The organism is Bartonella sp. B30(2025) (assembly GCF_053793825.1).
In genome coordinates this window covers 23,720-43,894 of the sequence record NZ_CP200034.1, presented here as the reverse complement: position 1 = coordinate 43,894, position 20,175 = coordinate 23,720, and the positions used below count along the sequence as shown (strand labels likewise).

Here is a 20,175-nt window from a genome sequence, read left to right as displayed (position 1 = left end):
TCTCCTATAAACTGCATGAAACACAGCCATCTACCTCTGTTCCGCTTAATGCCATTTGTCTCAATCGTATATAATAAATGCTTTTTATACCTTTTTTCCAAGCATAAATTTGCGCACGGTTAATATCACGCGTAGTAGCCGTATCAGGAAAAAACAACGTTAATGAAAGACCTTGATCAACATGCTGTGTAGCGGCAGCATAGGTATCAATAATTTTTTCAGGACCAATCTCATAAGCATCCTGATAAAAATTTAAATTCGTATTATCCATATAAGGAGCAGGATAATAAACGCGTCCAATTTTTCCTTCTTTGCGAATCTCAATTTTTGAAGCAATCGGATGAATTGAAGATGTCGCATGATTAATATAGGAGATAGATCCTGTCGGAGGTACTGCCTGAAGATTTCGGTTATAAATCCCATGCTTAACAACTAAATCTTTGAGTTCTTGCCAATCTTTTTGATCCGGAATGACAACATTATTCCGTGCAAAAATTCCCTGTACAAGAGAAAATTGTGGCCTCCATTCTTTTTCAATATATTTTGTAAAGAAACTGCCATCTGCGTAAGCTGATTTCTCAAATCCTACAAACACCTCTTGACGCTCACGCGCAATCAAATTGGAAGCACGTATCGCATGATACAGTACAGTATAAAAATAAATATTTGTGAAATCAATTGCTTCTGGAGATCCATAATAAATCTTTTCACGCGCTAAAAAGCCATGCAAATTCATTTGCCCTAAACCAATCGCATGGCTTTCTGCATTGCCTTTTGCAATAGAAGGTACACAAGCAATGTCACTCATATTAGAAACAGCAGTAAGAGCACGAACAGCAATTTCTACAGTTCTCCCAAAATCATTGCTTTCCATTGCTTTTGCAATATTCATTGAACCAAGATTACAAGATATATCATTTCCAATAGTACGATATGTTAGGTCCGTTTCCAGTTCACTAGCTTCACTCACCTGCAAAATTTCTGAACATAAATTGCTCATACTTATACGTCCAGCTATTGGATTATCTCGATTAGCGGTATCTTCAAACAAAATATATGGATAACCTGATTCAAATTGAATTTCTGCTAATGTCTGGAAAAAAACACGTGCACTTATTTTCTTTTTACGAATCTGGGCATTATCAACAAAAGATCGATAATGCTCCGTCAGAGAAATATCGCTAAAAGGTTTCCCTGTGACACGCTCAATATCATAAGGTGAGAATAAGTACATATCCTCATTATTACGCGCAAGCTCAAAAGTAATATCAGGAATAATCACCCCAAGTGAAAGTGTTTTGATTCTAACCTTTTCATCCGCATTTTCACGCTTTGTATCCAAAAATTTCATAATATCTAAGTGATGCGCATGTAAATAAACCGCACCGGCTCCCTGCCGCGCTCCAAGTTGATTAGCGTAAGAAAAAGCATCTTCCAAAAGCTTCATTACAGGCAAAACACCTGAGGATTGATTTTCTATTTTTTTTATCGGCGCTCCTGCTTCTCGCAAATTTGTCAAACAAAGCGCTACACCTCCACCTCGTTTTGAAAGCTGTAAAGCTGAATTGATCGAACGACCTATTGATTCCATACTGTCTTCAACGCGCAATAAAAAACACGATACCAATTCGCCACGTTGTTTTTTCCCTGCATTCAGAAATGTTGGCGTTGCAGGTTGAAACCGTCCTGTAATAATTTCATCTACAAGATTTTCAGCAAGATCCTTGTTTCCTTGTGCTAAATATAAAGCTACAAGACAAACACGATCTTCATAGCGCTCAAGATAGCGTTTTCCATCAAAAGTTTTTAGCGTATAACTTGTATAATACTTAAACGCACCTAAAAAAGTTGGAAAACGAAACTTAAACGCATAAGCGCGTTTAAAAAGCTTTTTGATAAAAGAAAAATCATAAAGTTCAAACAAAGGCTTCTCATAGTAACCTTCTTCTATCAAATAATCTATTTTCTCCTTAAGATTATGAAAAAAAACTGTGTTTTGATTAACATGCTGGAGAAAATATTGCCGTGCTGCAAGCCGGTCCATATCAAACTGGATACGCCCATCTTCATCATAAAGATTAAGCATCGCATTCAGCGCATGGTAGTCTGTAGACTTATCTAATTTCTTCAGTCGTTCTATACCGATTGTTTCCAAAATTTTTCCAATCCCTTTTTTACACACATAATATCTTCATCAGTCCCACGAAGCTCAAAACGATAAAGGCAAGGCACCAAACATTTTTCAGCAATAATCTTGCTAGCTAAGTTATAATTGCGACCAAAATTACGATTTCCGCCACCAATAACGCCACGAATTAATTTTCGATTCTCCATTTTATTAAGAAAACGAATAACCGCCTTTGGCACAGCCATCCTACCTTCACCATCTGCATATGTTGGAACAGCCAATACATAAGGCTCATCAACTAGTAGATTAGGTTTTTTTTTATCAATTTTGAAGAGTCGTTGACCAACCTGAGAAACAAAATGCTCAGTATTGCCCGTTGTACTTGAATAATAAACAATAAGCCCCATCAATCACAAAGACCACTAATCATATCTGGTCTAAATCCAGACCAATGATTCTCACCACAAACAACCACAGGAACCTGACGATATCCCAAAGACCGAATAAAACTATACGCCTTTTCATCACGGGAAATATCAACAACATGATAACCAATACCTTTAGCATCAAAAGCGCGTCGCGTCGCGTCGCATTGAACACAAGATGGCTTGCTATAGATAGTAATAGACATTTTCTTCAACTTCCATAATTCCAAAAATCAGCTTTTTTACTTAAATCATGTGTAGCCATATATAAACTCAAGCGACACACACCTCTCTAAATATATTCGAAAATCCCCACATTCTTAATCAACTAATTTAAAAATTATGACAAGAACATATGATCATCTTACAATTTAAATGCTACCTTCTCCTCCCAATTATAAAATAATTGTTTGTTTGCACTGCACTTCCCTCCTGCCGTCTTCAAAAATAAACGATCTACGATAACACTTGAAGCAGCTACTTCTTAATACCTCAGCTTCTCTCTTTCATGAAAAAACTCACCAAAGATAAGAAAAACATTTTAGTAAAAAACACTCTTTTCCATTACGGAAAAACTCAAACACTTTTTCATGGAATACACGCTTCCATTTCACGCTGCTAACGTTATACATTTTTAATATTTCATGATAAAAATTCAACCGTTGTTTTGCAATGTCCCCCAAGATTTTATTTGTGATGTTATAACATATTATTGACATGCGTGATTATATAACATAACTATAATTATATAACATAATTATCTGAAAAAAAACGAATATGGTAAAAATTATGAGTCTGCATTTTGACGGCATAACATTAGGCTATGCAAACAGAATAGTGATCAAGAACTTTTCAGCAAAACTGGCATCAGGCTCGCTAATTGCAATAATGGGGAACAACGGTTCTGGAAAATCTACACTGCTTAAAGCAATTGCTGGCTTAATTAAACCGCTCAGTGGTAACATTAGCTCTCCCCCCAAAAAACGCATTGCTTATCTTTCCCAGCAACACGCCATTGATCTAACATTTCCAATTAATGTAGAAGCGCTCACCAGAACAGGATTATGGACTTTTTGCGGATTATGGAAAAGCCAGCGTTTTTATCAAGATAAAATTCAAAATGCACTTGAAATGGTTGGACTCACAGCGCTCGCTACCCGATCGCTCGATACACTATCAAGCGGTCAGTTACAACGTGCTCTTTTTGCGCGCATTATTTTACAAGATGCTGATATTATTTTACTTGATGAGCCTTTTAATGGGGTAGATTATCGTACCCAAAAAGATCTTTTAAGGTTGATCACTCACTGGCAACAGCAAGGAAGAACAGTTCTTACAGCACTACATGATGCTCTCGTTGTGAAAAAACACTTTCCTCAAATGATCCAAATGAATAAACAAAACGCCTTTTATGGAGAAACAAAACAGTTTTTTAATGATAGTGCTCGCCATATCCCTTCATCTTGCAGGTCCTATTCTTTCCAAATCAAACCGTTAAAAAAATATCTTACCACTAACACTTTCAATTACGTTGGGTCGTAATCATCCGTGTACGCGTTTTTCTTTGCACCTTTCATTGATTTTCATTTTATGCAAAACGCTCTAATTGGTTTAATTCTTTTATCAATTAGCGCTTGTCCCACCGGTGTATTTTTGATGTTACGTAAGATGAGTCTGACAGGAGATGCTATATCTCACGCTATTCTTCCTGGTGTTGCTACAGCATTTCTTTTTTGTGGCTTTTCCCTTATATCTATGACACTTGGTGGAATTTTAGCTGGCATCATTGTTGCAATCGCAACTGCCTTAACATCACGAAATAGCATCCAAACAGAAGACGCATCAATGACGGTCTTTTATCTTATTGCGTTAGCAGCAGGAGTCATTATTATTTCACTTAAAAATTCAACAACTGATTTGCTCCATCTCTTATTTGGTTCCGTTCTTGCTATTGATACACAAGCTCTCTACCTCATCACGACTATAATGCTGATTACAGTATGCGTACTTTGTATTTTTTGGCGCGCTTTTGTGATAGAAAGTGTTGATCCTTTGTTTTTCAAATCACTCTCTCCATTGAGCAAATATGTCCATATATCATTACTTGGACTTGTCGTATTAAATTTGGTTAGTGGTTTTCAATCATTGGGAACGTTGCTCTCTGTAGGCATTATGATGATTCCAGCTATTACAGCCCGTTTTTGGCTTTCGCGTCTTGGTCCCATTTGTATACTTTCTGTTTTTTTAGGAATCATTTCTAGCGCATGCGGATTACTGATTTCTTTTCATCTATCCATTCCTTCAGGTCCCGCTATTATCATTGTTGCAGGATTTATTTATCTTCTTTCCTGCCTCATAAGTCCACGTGGCTTTATTATGATGCGTTTTCCTCATCTCTTTTTACACCCTTTCTCCACTATAAGGAAATAATGTGTCTAGATTTATCGTACTCAAAATCCTCTTATTATTTGCTTTTTTTTCACTGCCCGCTTCTGCACATAGTACGCAGAATAAAATTAAAGTTGTTGCAAGCTTTTCCATTCTTGCAGATTTAATAAAAAACGTAGGAGGTGATCATATTTTTATAACTACTCTTATAGGTCCTGAGAAAAATACTCATACTTATACACCAACCCCTCGTGACGCCCAAGCTCTTAAGGATGCCCATATCATTTTTATCAATGGTCTTCATTTAGAAGGATTCATTGACCGACTCATTACGGCAAGCGATACGAAAGCTCTTCTTGTCAAAGTGAGTACTAATATTTTTCCTCTCCAAATTAAAAACCCAGAACATAGCACCAAACAACATCACCGACACAACATTGATCCACATGCTTGGCAAACTATTCCGAATGTTAAAGTTTACGTAAAAAATATTGCTAATGCTCTTTGCAAAATTGATCAACAGTCCTGTATAAACTACAATAAAAATGCCGACGCTTACATCAAAAAACTAAATGAAATGCAAGTAACCATCACAAAACAGATTGCAACCATCCCAAAAGATAAACGTACCATTATCACATCTCATGATGCTTTTGATTACTTTGCTCAAGAGTATGGCTTTACTATTCTTGCTCCTCAGAACGCATCGACAGAAGCCGAAGCCACTGCAGCCGATGTAGCCAAACTAATCAAACAAATTCAAGCAAATAAAGCAGCCGCTCTGCTTGTTGAAAATATTTCAAATCCTCGTCTCATAGAGCAAATTTCAAGAGAAACAGGATTAAAAATTGGTGGAACGTTATATTCTGATGCACTCTCAAATACAAATGGTCCTGCTGCAACTTATCTTGCTATGATGCAGCATAATGTCAACACCATCATAAATGCTATAATGAAGAGCGAAGACATATAATTATTTACATGGAATATAAATACCTCTTCCCAAAATCATCATTCAAAAATGATAATAGGCTTAAGCTCAATAACACTTAATTATTCATATTTTTGAATTTTTTCCTTACGCTTTCTATTTGAAATATTTCTTTTTTTTTAATATTCGTCAAAATATCGTTAACATGCAATAGTAATCGCAAAGGGAAATTTTATAGATTTAAACAAATTTGTTTGACCTTTTAATGGTTCCTGTTTAAATGAGGCAACATATTTCTGCAACAAAACCTTTCTGGCAGGTTCATGTTTAATGCTATAATTTTGAGGATATCTATGTTCTATCACTTCAGAAAGGGGGAACCATGATTCGCTTTTATTTTTCTATAGCAGCATTTACAATTGCTACTACCATAGCAACTACAGGTTTTGCGCAGACAAAAATTAGCTTTTGGCACTCTATGAGCGGCGAGCTAGGAAAACAAACCGAAAGTTTGATTAACGACTTTAATGCAAGCCAGTCTGAATATAAAATTGTTCCTTCATTTCGTGGTGAATATGAAGAAGGTATGGTTTCGCTCATTGCAGCATTCCGCGGAAAACAACAACCAGTTCTTGCTCAGATTTATGAAGTTGGTACTGGAACCATGATGTCCGCAAAAGGTGCAGTTTATCCAATTTATCAGCTTATGGCAGACACGAAACAAGAGTTTAACCCTACAGACTATTTACCTGCTATCAGCAGTTATTATTCTGATTCTAAGGGACGGATGTTTTCTATGCCATTTAATGCTTCAACACCAATCCTTTACTACAATAAAGATATCTTTAAAAAAGCAGGGCTTAATCCAGAACAACCACCTAAAACGTGGCAAGATGTCGAAAACTTTTCGAAAAAAATTCTTGAAACGAAAGCAGCAAGTTGCGGTTTTACAATGTCCTATGCAGCTCAATGGATTGGAATAGAAAATTTTTCAGCTTTACACAATATTCCATTTGGAACAAAAGAAAATGGTTTTAATGGGCTTGATTCAGAACTTACATTTAATGGACCTTTACAAGTGCGTATGTGGACTGATCTTAAAAAGTGGTCTGATCAAGATATTTTTCGCTATGGTGGACCTGCTGGTGCATTAGACGCAACGCCAATGTTTATGGCACAAAATTGTGCCATTTTTATACAATCTTCAGGATCACGTGCCGGAATTGTTTCCGAAGCTCAATTTGATGTTGGATTTGGCACATTACCTTACTATAACGATGTAAAAGATGCACCGCAAAATTCAATTATTGGTGGTGCTTCTATTTGGGTGTTAAGAGGTCATACCTCGAAAGAATATGCAGGAGCAGCTGCTTTTCTTAGATTTATCTCACAGGCAAATAATCAAGCAAAATGGCATCAGAAAACAGGATATTTACCAATCACAACAGCGGCTTATGAATTAAGTAAAGAACAACATTTTTATGATGAAAATATAGGTACGGATATCGCTATAAAACAGGTTAGCCTTAACCCACCAACTGTTAACTCAAAGGGGATAAGATTTGGTAATTTACCGCAAATTCGTTCCATTCTTGATCAAGAATTGGAAGCTGTTCTTAATGGATCGAAAACACCAAAATTCGGATTAGATACAGCTGTAAAGCGTGGGAACAAACTTCTCCGTGAATTTGAAAAGTCTAATCATTAAAGTTCCATGGTTGCACTAGAAATTAAAAACCTCAACATAAAATTGAGTTTTTGCGATTTTTTATTGCTGATCTCTTAATACATTTCAATAAAGAAACTTAAAAATGCAAGAAAAACATGCATATTTTAAAAATAGCCGACTTCCTTACTGGCTACTTTTTCCTCAACTTGCGGTAACTTTTTTATTTTTTTTCCTACCTGCTGCTCAAACAATAAAATTATCTTTTGAGCGTGAAGATGCTTTTGGTTTTACGACAACATTTGTTGGATTTGAAAATTATATCACGGTCTTTTCTGATCCTGTTTACATAAAGTCACTACTCACAACTGCGATATTTTCTGTGTCTGTTACTCTTGTTGCAATGACAATATCACTTCTTTTGGCTGTCTGTGTTGATCGTGTTATCCATGCCCAAAAGGCCTATACTATGCTTTTGCTATGGCCTTATGCAGTTGCTCCTGTATTAGCAGGTGTATTGTGGTTGTTTATTTTTCACCCTGCTATTGGAATTTTGCCCTTTCTCTTGGAAAAAATAGGCATCATATGGAATCATCGTATCAATGGTGTTCAAGCTATGATCATGATTGTAATCGCTGCAAGCTGGCAACAAATATCTTACAATTTTCTTTTTTTTCTTGCCGGTCTTCAATCTATTCCCCGCTCTCAGATAGAAGCAGCTGCAATCGATGGTGCTGGTCCCTTTAAACGATTTTGGACTGTAATTTTTCCACAAATTTCACCGACAACTTTTTTTCTTCTCATCATAAACATTCATTATGTCATGTTTGATACATTTGGTATTATCGATACTATGACCGCTGGAGGACCAGCAGGTGCAACAAATACACTTGTTTATAAAGTGTACGATGATGGCTTTAAAAATCAAATCATTGGTGGCTCTGCGGCACAATCAGCAATATTAATGTTTATGGTTATTGTATTGACATTTATCCAATTTCGCTGGATTGAACGTCGCGTGCAATATTAAGAGGAGAATCATGGTTGAAAATCGTCCTATTTTAAGATTTATGACCCATCTTATTTTAATTTGCGGTATCGTTGTTATTTGTTTTCCAGTTTATGTCGCTATCATTGCCTCAACACACAGTTCCGCTTCATTTAACGCAGGAACACTTCCTCTCCTTCCAGGGAAATACGCGTTAGAAAATTATACAACAATCTTTAGTGATAAACTTGTGCAGCTTGGTCTTCCACGACTTGGACCACTTTTAATTAATTCATTCATTATGGCACTTGGTATTAGTTTTGGAAAAATTATTATTTCGCTCTTTTCTGCTTATGCAATTGTTTATATGCGCTTTCCTTTTCGAAAAACTGCTTTCGCCCTTATTTTTGTCACATTGATGCTTCCTGTCGAAGTCCGTATCATTCCAACATATATTGTTGTCGCAAAACTTGGCATGATAAATACCTATAGTGGAATGATTATTCCACTGATTGCATCAGCAACAGCTACATTTTTATTTCGTCAGTTTTTTTTGACTGTCCCCGATGAGCTTTTGGAAGCTGCACGCGTTGATGGTGCAGGGCCATTTAAGTTTTTTAAAGATATTCTTCTACCTTTAAGCAAAAGTAATATTGCTGCTTTATTCATTATTATGTTTATTTATGGATGGGTACAATATCTCTGGCCTCTTATTGTTACAACAGACCAGGAACATCAAACTGTTCTCGTGATTCTGAAACAGCTTATAGTTGAATCGCTCCAGCATGATCCTCAATGGAACATCCTTATGGCGATTTCTGTTGTCGCCATGGTACCCCCCGTTCTAATTGTTATTTTTATGCAGCGTCTTTTTGTTAAAGGCCTCATTGAAACGGAGAAATAATCGTGGCCATAATTCAATTATCTAATATAAGAAAGCAATATGACAATGGCATTTTGGTCATTAATGATTTAAATTTGACTGTCGCTGATCGTGAGCTTCTCGTTCTTGTTGGTCCTTCAGGATGTGGAAAATCAACTTTATTGCGTATTATCGCTGGACTCGAACAAGTTACATCAGGTGAACTCTATATTGATGATAAGTGTATCAATAACTGTGAACCAGCTGATCGTGATATTGCTATGGTTTTTCAGAATTATGCGCTTTATCCACATATGACAGTTCGTAAAAATTTAGAATATGGTCTTAAAAATCGTAAAACTCCCAAAGAGGAAATTAAAAAACGCGTTGCACATGCTGCAAAGCTTTTGCAAATAGAGCCATTTTTAGATCGTAAACCACGGCAATTATCCGGAGGGCAACGTCAACGCGTTGCAATGGGACGTGTGATTGTACGCCAACCACGTGTTTTTCTTTTTGATGAACCGCTTTCGAACCTTGATGCGAAACTGCGTGCGCAGATGTGTATCGAAATTAAAGCGCTACAACGTTCTCTAGGAACAACCAGTCTCTATGTCACTCATGATCAGCTAGAAGCGATGACATTAGCTGATAGAATTGTTGTTCTTAACAAAGGGTATATAGAACAAATCGGCACCCCTATGGAAATTTATGATCACCCAGCAACAGTTTTTGTTGCTGAATTTATTGGTTCACCCCCCATGAATTTTCTTGATCGTCAAGTCTTGGAACAATATTTAGGTCATTCATTTACTTGTAGTAAAGAAACTGATCTTTTAGCATTTAGACCAGAAACAGCTTTATTAGGTGAATATCCAGATAAAGGATTTGTTTTTCATACACAAATTGAACTTATAAAGCCTATCGGAACAGGATGTCACATTGTAACACGTTGGAATGATTCTATTTTTACTATAGAAACAAAAGAGCGTCTTACAGACAGCTATGGACAAAGATTAAGCTTTACCGTTGTTCCGCAAAGTTTTCACACTTTCAATAAAAGTACAGGAAAACGCACATAATCATCATAGATAAAACGCAAGCCAAATAGAAATTGTGCAAATCAAAAAAATTTTGCGACTCTATTTCCCTAAAAAGCTAGACAGTTCTATTTCGTGCAATAATGTAAAATCATTTTTGTTGTTGTGAACGTAATTGTAAAGCAAGATCAGGTTGGTCTGTAGTAATATAATGTACTGGCATATCAAGCCAATGCGACAACCGAGCTTTGCCGTTGATTGTCCATACTCCTACAGTAAAACCCGCATCGACTGCAGATTCGACAAAGTCTCGTGACGTAATGGAACCATATAAACTTAGATCACGATACCCTAATTGTTTCCATTCAGAAAAATAGCGACACATGTCACCTTCAAAGTTATCAATACATGGACCAGATGATATTCCTGCTTCAATGAAAGGACGAAGACTAGCAGGATCAAAACTAATTGCAGAAACCCGTTTTTCTAAATTTCGACTTTTTATCAACGCAAGAGCTTTCTTAGATAAAGTATATTCGCGCTCAACTTCACCGCATGTTTTGATTTCAAGATGCAATGCCACATTGGTCGGTGCTAAAAGATCGAGCAACTCTTCTAATAAAGGAGGCGCTTCATTGCTTCCTTTTATGCAGAGTTTCTTGCGCGTTTCATCATCAATATCATGGATATAGCCCTTTCGTCCAACCAATTGCTCTAAATGAAAATCATGAAAGACAACCACTTGACCACTTTTTAGAAGATGAACATCGCATTCAACCTCATCTACTCCCAACGCAATTGCATGACGAAATGCTGAAAGTGTATTTTCAGGATAAAGACTTGCTCCACCACGGTGTGCAACAATTTTTTGTTCAGGCATAGAAAACTTCATACTGCTAAATTCCAAGCTCTATTGACCAGCATATAATAGATTAAAAAACTATTTAGGTCGGCTGGCTTCCTAATAATATTAGATTTTAAATAACGCAACATTCTTAAACAGTCTGTATTTAATTTTCATTATTCCCACTCATTAATAACAATAAACTAAAACTTCTTTGTCATTGTAAAATCATTTAAAACAACACCAAAAATGATTTTTTAATTTAAAATGGAAGTTCATCAATCAAGATCTCTTCCTGCTTCCGTTTCATAGTATCGGTTTGTATAATTTTTTCCACACTGTTAATAAAACGAACAAAAGCAGCCACATGATTGCAGATAAGCAAACTCTCCTCGTAATTTAATAACTTATTATCGTGTGCAAAACTTTTATCATTACGTACTTTATTAAAAGCTTCCAACACAGAAATATTACACTTTAATATACGCTTAGCCATTTCAGACTCAAGATAATTACCTTCACATAATTTCTTGATGTATTCTCCCAAAATGCTATGCAATGGCTTATTACGATCAATCACAATACCATAAGGTTCACAAATTACTCGCATAAATTTGTGAACGAGAGTATGTAAATGATCTAAAATAGCTTCAGGCTTATCTTTTCCAATGGACTCACGGATGTTCTCAACCAACAGTTCAAAATCACGTCCTTTACATTTATCCGCAATGACAGTTAATGCGTCTACCTCAACAACTTGCTGAGGACTGAGAAGTTGCTTTGCAATCTTCTGGCAATCGTCAAGCAATTTAGAATTATTATCCTCACAGTTTTCTTCCATAACATAATCAATCAGTCCATTAATGACCTGCCCTACTAAGTTATTAGAGGAAATATCCCAAAAAGTACGCATCCGATTAGCCTTTGAAAGGCCATTCTTGCAATACTTCTCCTCCTCGATATTTATTTTATAATCTGAAAAAAAATCGGCAAAGGTACGATTAGAAAAGTCTAACACGTATCCACTCTCCATTCTCAATAGCTTTTCAAGTTTACGCTTATCTGCTGCCTTTAAATTCGCCATTAACTATACTCTTCAAACCAATTTTACTTTTTCAACGATATAACTAAAACGAACTTCTTACTGCTTTTAATCTCTCTGTTTGTAATTGATTAAATTAAGCGATATTCATCCGCTATTACCCATTACAGCAGAGTTTCTTTTTAAATAGATTGAAAAAATTAAACATAGATCCTATTGCAGATTTATAAGTCTTGTTCAATAATAATCCTCAGCTAATTCATAACTTATGAATCAAAATGTACCTATTGAGCCAAGAACCCAAAAACTGCAAAGGAATACTCCTTAGCTTGAAAGCACAAAGTCTTTTTTAGATTTTTATGAATAAAGACCACTATAAAAAAGCAGATGATAATAATAAATAAAATAACTGCTTTTAAAGTCTACAGATTCTAGTTATTGAATATGATACAATATATCTTGTAATTGAAGACTAAGTATCCACTTCTCAAAGAGAATATGAACGTCTTTTTCAAGATTTCGAAAAAATATCAGATTTGACAGCCATAAGTCATACGATTGATCGCACAATATCGATTTTAAATTACATATGCGCTATTATAACTCTTCCATAAGCTTTATCATACTCATGCAACTAGTATTAACGTATGATCATTCCCACTCAATAGTTCCTGGTGGCTTAGAAGTTATATCGTACACCACACGATTAACACCTTTAACTTCATTAATAATACGCGCTGCTACCTTACCCAAAAACTCCATGTTATATGGATAAAAATCAGCAGTCATACCATCTACAGACGTTACAGCGCGAAGAGCACAAACAAATTCATAAGTGCGTCCATCCCCCATAACACCAACAGTCTTAACAGGAAGAAGAACAGCAAAAGCTTGCCAAATTTCATCATAAAGACCAGCTTTTCGGATTTCATCAAGATAAATGGCATCTGCTTCACGTAAAATTTCTAATTTTTCACGTGTTACCGCGCCTGGACACCGAATTGCAAGACCGGGACCTGGAAAAGGATGACGGCCAATAAACTGTTCAGGTAATCCTAATTCTCGTCCTAAAACACGCACTTCATCTTTAAAAAGCTCACGTAAAGGCTCTACCAATTTCATATTCATTCGCTCTGGCAATCCACCCACATTATGATGACTTTTGATTGTTACGGCTTCTCCAATAGCCGAAACACTCTCAATAACATCAGGATAGAGTGTTCCCTGCGCTAAAAATTCCGCCCCTCCTATCTTTTTTGTTTCTTCTTCAAAAACTTCAATGAAAAGGCGACCTATTGTTTTGCGTTTTTTCTCTGGATCTATTTCACCTTCTAGAGCATTGATAAACATGTTGGCAACATGTACATGCATAAGCTTTATATTATAATGATCTCGGAATAATGTAAGAACTTCCTCAGCTTCATTTTTACGCATCAATCCATGATCTACCAAAATACACGTTAATTGATCTCCTATTGCTTCATGAAGGAGAACAGCCACAACCGTTGAATCAACTCCACCGGAAAGACCACAAATCACACGGCTTTTTCCAACTGTTTTGCGTATCTCCGCAATCGCACGATCACGATAAGACGCCATTGACCAGCCACTTTTAAGACCAGAGATTTTATAAACAAAATTTTCCAGCAGTTTTACACCATCTGGTGTATGTACCACTTCAGGATGAAACTGCACTGCATAAAAACGACGTTCTTCATCCGCAATAGCAGCATAAGGAGCACCCTTTGATGTTCCAATAACACGAAAACCTTTCGGCAAAGCCGTGACACGATCACCATGGCTCATCCATACTTGATAGGAAGAGCCTTTTTTCCAAACACCATCAAAAAGTGCACTCTCTTCTTTCACCTCTAAAAAAGCACGTCCAAATTCACGCTCATGTCCAGCTTCAACTTTTCCTCCAAGCTGAGAACAAATTACTTGTTCACCATAACAGATACCAAGAACCGGAATACCAGATTCAAAAATTTCTATCGGAGCACGTGGTGAGCCGTCATCGAGAGTTGAATAAGGGCTCCCCGATAAAATAACAGCATCAGGCCTTGCTTTCTTGACCCATTCCGATGCCGATTGAAACGGAACAATTTCAGAATAAACACCCATTGCCCGTACCCGTCGCGCAATCAGTTGAGTAACTTGTGAACCAAAATCAATAATAAGAACAATACCTGCGTGCGATGTATTCATAAAAGCCCAATCAAATAATTACAAAAAGTTGGTAAATGAGATTTATTATTCAATCTTTCTTTTTTCACAAGCTACTTTGCATGAAAAATATTATTTTTAAAAGTTAGTAATAAATAGCATAGAAGGATAGCTTAATGTTCCTGTTGCAAAATAGATAAAAAAAAGCCATCTGTTTTTGTTGCTGCCGGCGATAAAGTCAGTCCATACTTTGAAAATATTGGTTGCACCGTCGAAAAATTAAAATGTTTTTGCCACAATGCCTGCATATTTACGGGATGAAAATTGGAATGCTGCTGAAGAAAACGAGAAATTTGCCCTTCATTTTCATCAACAAAAAGAGAACATGTTATATAAACTAACCGTCCACTTGGCTTCAGATAATCTAATACTGAATTTAAGATAGTATTTTGTTCTGTCTGGCGTTTTTTCACTTGCTCTGGTGTTAATCGCCATTTTGCATCTGGACGACGGCGCCATGTTCCTGTGCCACTACATGGAGCATCTAGTAAAACAATATCCATCTGACCTATTAATGACTTTAACTCTTCTACATGCCCCCGTGACTGTACATTACGCACACCAGCTCTTCTAAGGCGATCAAACATAGGAGCTAAACGGGCCTTATCTAAATCATAAGCATAAATTTGTCCGCGATTATTCATATTGGCAGCTAAAGCTAGCGTTTTTCCACCAGCACCAGCGCAATAATCTAGCACCTGCATACCTGCTTTTGCTTCAATAAGATGAGAAACGATCTGAGATCCCAAGTCCTGTACTTCAAAGTGCCCCTTTTGAAAAGCAGGTTCAATTTGAACATTGGGATGGCGACCAAATGTTTCAATTGGTGCAATCCTTAAAGCCTGTTTAAACCATGACAAAGCTTGCACTTTAATTTTTGCTAATTCCTTCATCACCTTTTCTGGTGTTGCTTTTAAACTATTTACACGTAAATCAAAAGGAGGACGTGTTGCTAACGCAGCAGCTTCTCTTACCCAATTGTCTGAAAATAAAGGAAACAGATGGGCTTTACACCACTGAGGAATATCGCCGCGAATATATTCTGGTGCATCAGTTAATTGTTGCTTTTTCCAAGATTGACGCTGCTCCTCTCCTAATAACTTTGGAGCAAATCGATCATCCTTTAACTCTGTATCAACTTGTTCAATCGTCATTTTTCCAGTATCTAACAAGGTGGCAAAAACAATATCTCTAATATCATCACTATTCATACGCCATTGCAAAGAGTAGCGTCGTCTCAAAACATCATAAACAATTGTACCAATGACTGCACGATCACCAGCTCCAGCAAAGCGATGAGAAAGTCCCCAGTCTTTTAAAGCTTCACTAACAGGGCGATGCCGAATTTCTATCTCTTTTAAAACATCTATCGCTGCCTGCAAGCGTCCACCTAACCGCATTCATTTCTCCCATTAAATTTAAAACAGTTTAAGTAAAAAAATTACCTTTCTTATCGCCAATAACGACTTCTTAAAACCATTAAAAATTCATATTAAAGATTGAATAATTTTGATCATGCTGTTTTATATATCCAAATCATTTCTCCAACATATCGCCTTATCACACTTTTTATCGTTCTAAAATGGATGGAATCTTGTTTTATTCTGTAAAGTTTTTCTTACAATCATAAATCATATAAAAGTTATCCCCCCTCTTATTACTTGTATAGCTTCATATAACAGCGCTCCATATAAAATATCTAATATATTTATATGCCATTATCCTAAAAAGTGAAAAAATACTTCTTCTCAAGCTCTGCAACTTCACTTTATTTCCAATAGAACGGGAAAGAATTTTAAGAATAAATTGGAACCACTCTTTCATACAACCGTTTTCACTGTACTATCATGCTAAATAATTTAAAAGGAGAAAATAATGAACACTCAGAATAATGGAAAAACATCTTCATCTAAAACAATGCCTTCAAACAACAGAAATAAATCTGCCCAAAATCATCAAGCTCAGAATCGCCAACATGCATCAAAAATGGAACACAAAAACGAAAAAAATTAACTCCTTCAATTTCATATAATCTATAAAAAATTGGAGCACTCGCCTCCAATTTTTTCTTTATAAACTTGTGAGAGTTAAAACCATAAACAGAAAATAATAACTTCCCTACATCTTTAAATATTCTTTATGCTATTTTATAATTATAAAATCCCATACATTAAATGGGTCTACGATAATTAGGACTCTCCCGTGTGATAGCCACATCATGAGTATGACTTTCATGGAGTCCAGCATTGGTAATGCGAACAAATGTCGCTTTTTCACGAAATTCTGCTAAATTTTGTGCTCCAACATACCCCATAGAAGCACGTAATCCACCAGCTAGCTGATGTAAAACCGACGCGATAGACCCCTTATAAGCGACTTGCCCCTCAACACCCTCAGGAACTAATTTAAGTTCATCACGAACCTCATCCTGAAAATAACGATCTGCCGATCCTCTTGCCATAGCACCAACCGATCCCATTCCACGATACGCTTTAAAAGATCGTCCTTGATAAAGATAAACTTCGCCAGGGCTCTCTTCTGTACCCGCTAAAAGAGAACCAATCATAGCAGCAGATGCTCCACCTGCTAAAGCTTTAGCAAAATCACCAGAAGCTTTGATCCCACCATCAGCAATTATAGGAATACCTGCTTTATCAGCAACTTCTGCAGCATCCATGATCGCTGCAAGTTGAGGCACACCCACACCTGCAACAATTCGTGTTGTACAAATAGAACCTGGACCAATACCAACTTTTACTGCATCTGCACCACTATCAATCAAAGCTTTTGTTGCTTGTGGAGTTGCAACATTTCCAGCAATAACAACTGTAGAAAACATCATTTTTTTAATACGTTCAACTGTTTCTAGGACGCGTTGAGAATGCCCATGAGCTGTATCAATCACCAATACATCAACACCAGCATCCACCAATCGTTCAGCACGCTCAATCCCATCATCCCCTACACTACTTGCTGCCGCAACACGCAAGCGTCCTTGAGCATCTTTAGCAGCATTTGGATTTAATTGTGCTTTCTCAATATCTTTGACTGTCACCAAGCCAACACAACGCCCCTGTTCATCCACCACCAATAATTTTTCAATACGGTGATGATGTAAAAGGTATTTTGCTTCATTTAGCTGAACATTTTCACGCACTGTGATCAAATTTTTATGCGTCATTAATTCATAAATCTTTTGTTGTGGATCTGATGCAAAACGCACATCTCTATTTGTTAAAATACCAACAAGTCGCCCAGCAGTCCCATTTCCATCATCATTTTCAACAACTGGAATACCCGAAATACCATAAGAGTGCATTAAAGCTTTTGCTTTTTCAAGAGTTGCATCTGGTCCAATTGTCACTGGATTAACAACCATACCAGCTTCAAATTTTTTCACTTGGCGCACTTCCTCAGCCTGCTCTGCAGGAGACATATTACGATGAATAACACCAAGACCACCAGCTTGAGCCATAGCGATTGCCAAACGCGATTCCGTCACAGTATCCATTGCAGCTGAAAGCAACGGTAAATTTAACTCAATATCCGCTGCAATACGTGTTTTAAGATCAACTTGGCTTGGCATAACAAGAGAATGACCCGGCTGTAACAGTACATCATCAAAAGTCAATGCCAACGCACCAGTCTTCGTTTCAACAATCTTTGCCATAGCCAAATTCCTCTAATAATAGCTCACCACAGATAACTCTATAAGACTGTAGTTTTCATAACTTGTGAATTGGCAACGAATTATGCCACGCTACAATAAAAATGAAAAGAAAAATAAAATAATTTTCAATATGTCATTTGCAAAATCTATAATTGCGATTCAATAGGTAACAAACTTATTATTTTAGCAAATACACGGCGCCAAAAATTGCTTTCTGGTTCATAATCAATAGTATGTTGTTTTTCATTTTCAATAAAATTCCAGTAAATGCGATCATTATCACCAAGATGAAGATGATAACTCATTGCACCGGTTATCTCCTCAGAAAAAAGCAAATCTAACCTCGCCGCAATTGGTGCACATTCAAAAAGAATACCCATTTCTGTATTCAACGTAGCTGATCGCGGATCAAAATTAAAAGATCCAATAAAGGCAGTTTTACGATCGACTAGAAAAGCTTTAGTATGTAAGCTTGCTTTAATTGACTTAAATAAGCGTAACCCGTGGGTGCCGTCATCTGGTTTTAACTCGTAAAGCTTAACACCATTTTTTAAGAGTGCTTTACGATACTGCATATAGCCACCATGCACAAGTGCTACATCAGTAGCTGCTAAAGAATTAGTCAAAATTTTAATATCAACACCTTTTGAAGCCAATTCATTCAAATTTCGTGTACCAACCTTGCCAGGAATAAAATAAGGTGATGTAATCTGAACTGTCTTTTTGGCACTTCCAATAACCTGTGCAAGTGCTTTCATAAGCCAATTTTCTGTTTTTTTTCGTAACGCTTTTTCTGGGGGGTCAGAAAGAACAAAAACTTTATCTGCTAAAAATAATTGCTTCCCTACATGAATAAAATGCTCAAAATTAATCTGCTTTTTAACATAATCTAAATAAATTTTAGCAAGTTTGGAATTACGAAATTGTCGTAATTTTTCTTTCCAATAATCCAGACTGCTGGTATTTTCGGAAACAACTAAAGTATGAATTGGTAGAACTACAGTACTATTCCAAAACTCATCAAAGATAGCTTCAACTTTTTTAACCGATGGACCGATCAACATCAAATCTAAATCTCGAAAACGCGATTTTTTACCTGCGTCAAAATAAGAATCTGCAAGATTGCGTCCACCTACAAAAGCGACTCTACCATCCACAATAAACGCTTTATTATGCATTCTGCGTGTCAGACTGATTGCTCTCAATATGATTTCTAAACCACGGCGTAACCCACCTTTACGTGCTCGCCCAGGATTAAACATCCTAATCTCAATATTAGGATGCTTATCCAACGCAATATAAGCTGGATCATGAGACTGAGCATTAATGTCATCTAAAAGAAGGCGTACCCGAACACCACGATCAGCAGCTTCAATGACTTCACTTAATAACAAGCGACCCGTTAAATCATCATCCCAAATATAATACATCAAATCGAGGCTGCGTCCTGCTTCTGCAACTCCTATCGCACGAGCACAAAATGCATCCAAATTATTGATGATGAGTGAAAGAGCATCTTTATCAACTCCTAGTCCGTCTGCTTTTTCCGCTAATTGAGACACTATACGATCAAGCTTTGTTTCGTCTTTTTTTACAGCAAATGCATAAGAGCTCTCTCCTCGAGCATTTTTCATAAAACGTCCGTATGTATAAATCGCCAACATAGAGGCAACAAAAAAAAATAGGATCAAATGCACAATAATCTGTAACAGAAACAAGAAGAATACTTTCTATTTTTAAACCATCGCATCATTATAGACACGAACCATACACTAAGATCAATAATCTTACTTTAAAGCATGCAATCAAAAAACATCCCCTTGCTTAAGAAGGTATAGAACACACGGCATAAATGTAATATCAGTAATTATAACACTTTACCCCTATATTCATTTGCTCCTATATTAAAAAGCGTAACAACTGCAGCCATAACATTAGGTACGACTTAAACTAAACCATGAAAAC

General features: G+C 36.6%; 17 protein-coding genes. 8 read left to right on the top strand and 9 right to left on the bottom strand.

Annotated elements, in window-relative coordinates; all coding sequences use genetic code 11:
* Positions 1-4: 4 nt before the first annotated feature.
* Genes nrdE through nrdH form a run of 3 tightly spaced genes read right to left on the bottom strand, consistent with a single transcriptional unit; the run spans position 5 to position 2,759 of the window.
* On the bottom strand, positions 5-2,155 hold the full coding sequence (gene nrdE / locus V4P55_RS00200; protein ID WP_455474392.1) for a class 1b ribonucleoside-diphosphate reductase subunit alpha: 2,151 nt from the start codon (positions 2,153-2,155) through the stop codon (positions 5-7).
* The gene (gene nrdI, locus V4P55_RS00195; protein ID WP_455474391.1) at positions 2,137-2,535 is read right to left on the bottom strand and encodes a class Ib ribonucleoside-diphosphate reductase assembly flavoprotein NrdI; all 399 of its coding nucleotides are present in this window, start codon (positions 2,533-2,535) and stop codon (positions 2,137-2,139) included. Before nrdI ends, nrdE begins: the two co-directional genes overlap by 19 nt.
* Positions 2,535-2,759: a glutaredoxin-like protein NrdH gene (gene nrdH, locus V4P55_RS00190; RefSeq protein ID WP_455474390.1), complete on the bottom strand. Its 225-nt coding sequence runs from the start codon at positions 2,757-2,759 to the stop codon at positions 2,535-2,537. Before nrdH ends, nrdI begins: the two co-directional genes overlap by 1 nt.
* Before the next feature lie 583 nt (positions 2,760-3,342).
* Here nrdH and V4P55_RS00185 point away from each other — a divergent pair.
* The 7 genes from V4P55_RS00185 (at position 3,343) to V4P55_RS00155 (ending at position 10,470) form a co-directional block, all read left to right on the top strand.
* Positions 3,343-4,095: a metal ABC transporter ATP-binding protein gene (locus tag V4P55_RS00185; protein ID WP_455474389.1), complete on the top strand. Its 753-nt coding sequence runs from the start codon at positions 3,343-3,345 to the stop codon at positions 4,093-4,095.
* Positions 4,096-4,101: 6 nt separating this feature from the next.
* Positions 4,102-4,983, top strand: a complete 882-nt coding sequence (locus tag V4P55_RS00180; RefSeq protein ID WP_455474388.1) for a metal ABC transporter permease — start codon at positions 4,102-4,104, stop codon at positions 4,981-4,983.
* A 1-nt stretch (position 4,984) separates the two neighbouring features.
* The gene (locus tag V4P55_RS00175) at positions 4,985-5,914 is read left to right on the top strand and encodes a metal ABC transporter solute-binding protein, Zn/Mn family (RefSeq protein ID WP_455474387.1); all 930 of its coding nucleotides are present in this window, start codon (positions 4,985-4,987) and stop codon (positions 5,912-5,914) included.
* Positions 5,915-6,254: 340 nt separating this feature from the next.
* Positions 6,255-7,580 carry a sn-glycerol-3-phosphate ABC transporter substrate-binding protein UgpB gene (gene ugpB, locus V4P55_RS00170; RefSeq protein WP_455474386.1) on the top strand — a complete coding sequence of 442 codons (1,326 nt, stop codon included), beginning with the start codon at positions 6,255-6,257 and terminating at the stop codon, positions 7,578-7,580.
* A gap of 103 nt (positions 7,581-7,683) precedes the next feature.
* Entirely contained in the window at positions 7,684-8,568 is an 885-nt protein-coding gene (gene ugpA / locus V4P55_RS00165; protein WP_455474385.1) for a sn-glycerol-3-phosphate ABC transporter permease UgpA, read from the top strand.
* 10 nt (positions 8,569-8,578) lie between these two features.
* Positions 8,579-9,430, top strand: a complete 852-nt coding sequence (ugpE, locus tag V4P55_RS00160) for a sn-glycerol-3-phosphate ABC transporter permease UgpE (RefSeq protein ID WP_455474384.1) — start codon at positions 8,579-8,581, stop codon at positions 9,428-9,430.
* Positions 9,431-9,432: 2 nt separating this feature from the next.
* Positions 9,433-10,470, top strand: coding sequence for a sn-glycerol-3-phosphate import ATP-binding protein UgpC (locus V4P55_RS00155; RefSeq protein ID WP_455474383.1), 1,038 nt, complete (start codon positions 9,433-9,435; stop codon positions 10,468-10,470).
* Between the two features lie 109 nt (positions 10,471-10,579).
* On the opposite strand, the gene V4P55_RS00150 is transcribed toward V4P55_RS00155, so the two are convergent.
* From V4P55_RS00150 to V4P55_RS00135, 4 genes are all read right to left on the bottom strand, one after another.
* Positions 10,580-11,308: a glycerophosphodiester phosphodiesterase gene (locus tag V4P55_RS00150; protein ID WP_455475081.1), complete on the bottom strand. Its 729-nt coding sequence runs from the start codon at positions 11,306-11,308 to the stop codon at positions 10,580-10,582.
* 226 nt (positions 11,309-11,534) lie between these two features.
* Entirely contained in the window at positions 11,535-12,356 is an 822-nt protein-coding gene (locus V4P55_RS00145; protein WP_455474382.1) for an abortive infection family protein, read from the bottom strand.
* A 609-nt stretch (positions 12,357-12,965) separates the two neighbouring features.
* Positions 12,966-14,522 (bottom strand): glutamine-hydrolyzing GMP synthase, encoded by a 1,557-nt coding sequence (gene guaA, locus V4P55_RS00140; protein WP_455474381.1) that lies wholly within the window; start codon positions 14,520-14,522, stop codon positions 12,966-12,968.
* A 131-nt stretch (positions 14,523-14,653) separates the two neighbouring features.
* Positions 14,654-15,940, bottom strand: coding sequence for an RsmB/NOP family class I SAM-dependent RNA methyltransferase (locus V4P55_RS00135; RefSeq protein WP_455474380.1), 1,287 nt, complete (start codon positions 15,938-15,940; stop codon positions 14,654-14,656).
* 475 nt (positions 15,941-16,415) lie between these two features.
* On the opposite strand from V4P55_RS00135, the gene V4P55_RS00130 reads away from it, so the two are divergent.
* Complete coding sequence (locus tag V4P55_RS00130; RefSeq protein ID WP_455474379.1) at positions 16,416-16,553, top strand: hypothetical protein; 138 nt, start codon at positions 16,416-16,418, stop codon at positions 16,551-16,553.
* 157 nt (positions 16,554-16,710) lie between these two features.
* Here the strand turns inward: V4P55_RS00130 and guaB are convergent, their stop codons facing one another.
* Both guaB and V4P55_RS00120 read right to left on the bottom strand, forming a co-directional pair.
* The gene (guaB, locus tag V4P55_RS00125; RefSeq protein ID WP_455474378.1) at positions 16,711-18,210 is read right to left on the bottom strand and encodes an IMP dehydrogenase; all 1,500 of its coding nucleotides are present in this window, start codon (positions 18,208-18,210) and stop codon (positions 16,711-16,713) included.
* 146 nt (positions 18,211-18,356) lie between these two features.
* Complete coding sequence (locus tag V4P55_RS00120) at positions 18,357-19,874, bottom strand: phospholipase D-like domain-containing protein (protein ID WP_455475080.1); 1,518 nt, start codon at positions 19,872-19,874, stop codon at positions 18,357-18,359.
* Positions 19,875-20,175 lie beyond the last annotated feature (301 nt).

Coding starts and splice junctions, on each gene's coding strand:
- V4P55_RS00120 (WP_455475080.1), bottom strand. CDS start 19,874: ATGTTGGCGATTTATACATACGGACGTTTTATGAAAAATGCTCGAGGA.
- V4P55_RS00130 (WP_455474379.1), top strand. CDS start 16,416: ATGAACACTCAGAATAATGGAAAAACATCTTCATCTAAAACAATGCCT.
- guaA (WP_455474381.1), bottom strand. CDS start 14,522: ATGAATACATCGCACGCAGGTATTGTTCTTATTATTGATTTTGGTTCA.
- V4P55_RS00185 (WP_455474389.1), top strand. CDS start 3,343: ATGAGTCTGCATTTTGACGGCATAACATTAGGCTATGCAAACAGAATA.
- ugpB (WP_455474386.1), top strand. CDS start 6,255: ATGATTCGCTTTTATTTTTCTATAGCAGCATTTACAATTGCTACTACC.
- nrdI (WP_455474391.1), bottom strand. CDS start 2,535: ATGGGGCTTATTGTTTATTATTCAAGTACAACGGGCAATACTGAGCAT.
- ugpA (WP_455474385.1), top strand. CDS start 7,684: ATGCAAGAAAAACATGCATATTTTAAAAATAGCCGACTTCCTTACTGG.
- nrdH (WP_455474390.1), bottom strand. CDS start 2,759: ATGTCTATTACTATCTATAGCAAGCCATCTTGTGTTCAATGCGACGCG.
- ugpE (WP_455474384.1), top strand. CDS start 8,579: ATGGTTGAAAATCGTCCTATTTTAAGATTTATGACCCATCTTATTTTA.
- V4P55_RS00135 (WP_455474380.1), bottom strand. CDS start 15,940: ATGCGGTTAGGTGGACGCTTGCAGGCAGCGATAGATGTTTTAAAAGAG.
- V4P55_RS00145 (WP_455474382.1), bottom strand. CDS start 12,356: ATGGCGAATTTAAAGGCAGCAGATAAGCGTAAACTTGAAAAGCTATTG.
- guaB (WP_455474378.1), bottom strand. CDS start 18,210: ATGGCAAAGATTGTTGAAACGAAGACTGGTGCGTTGGCATTGACTTTT.
- V4P55_RS00150 (WP_455475081.1), bottom strand. CDS start 11,308: ATGCCTGAACAAAAAATTGTTGCACACCGTGGTGGAGCAAGTCTTTAT.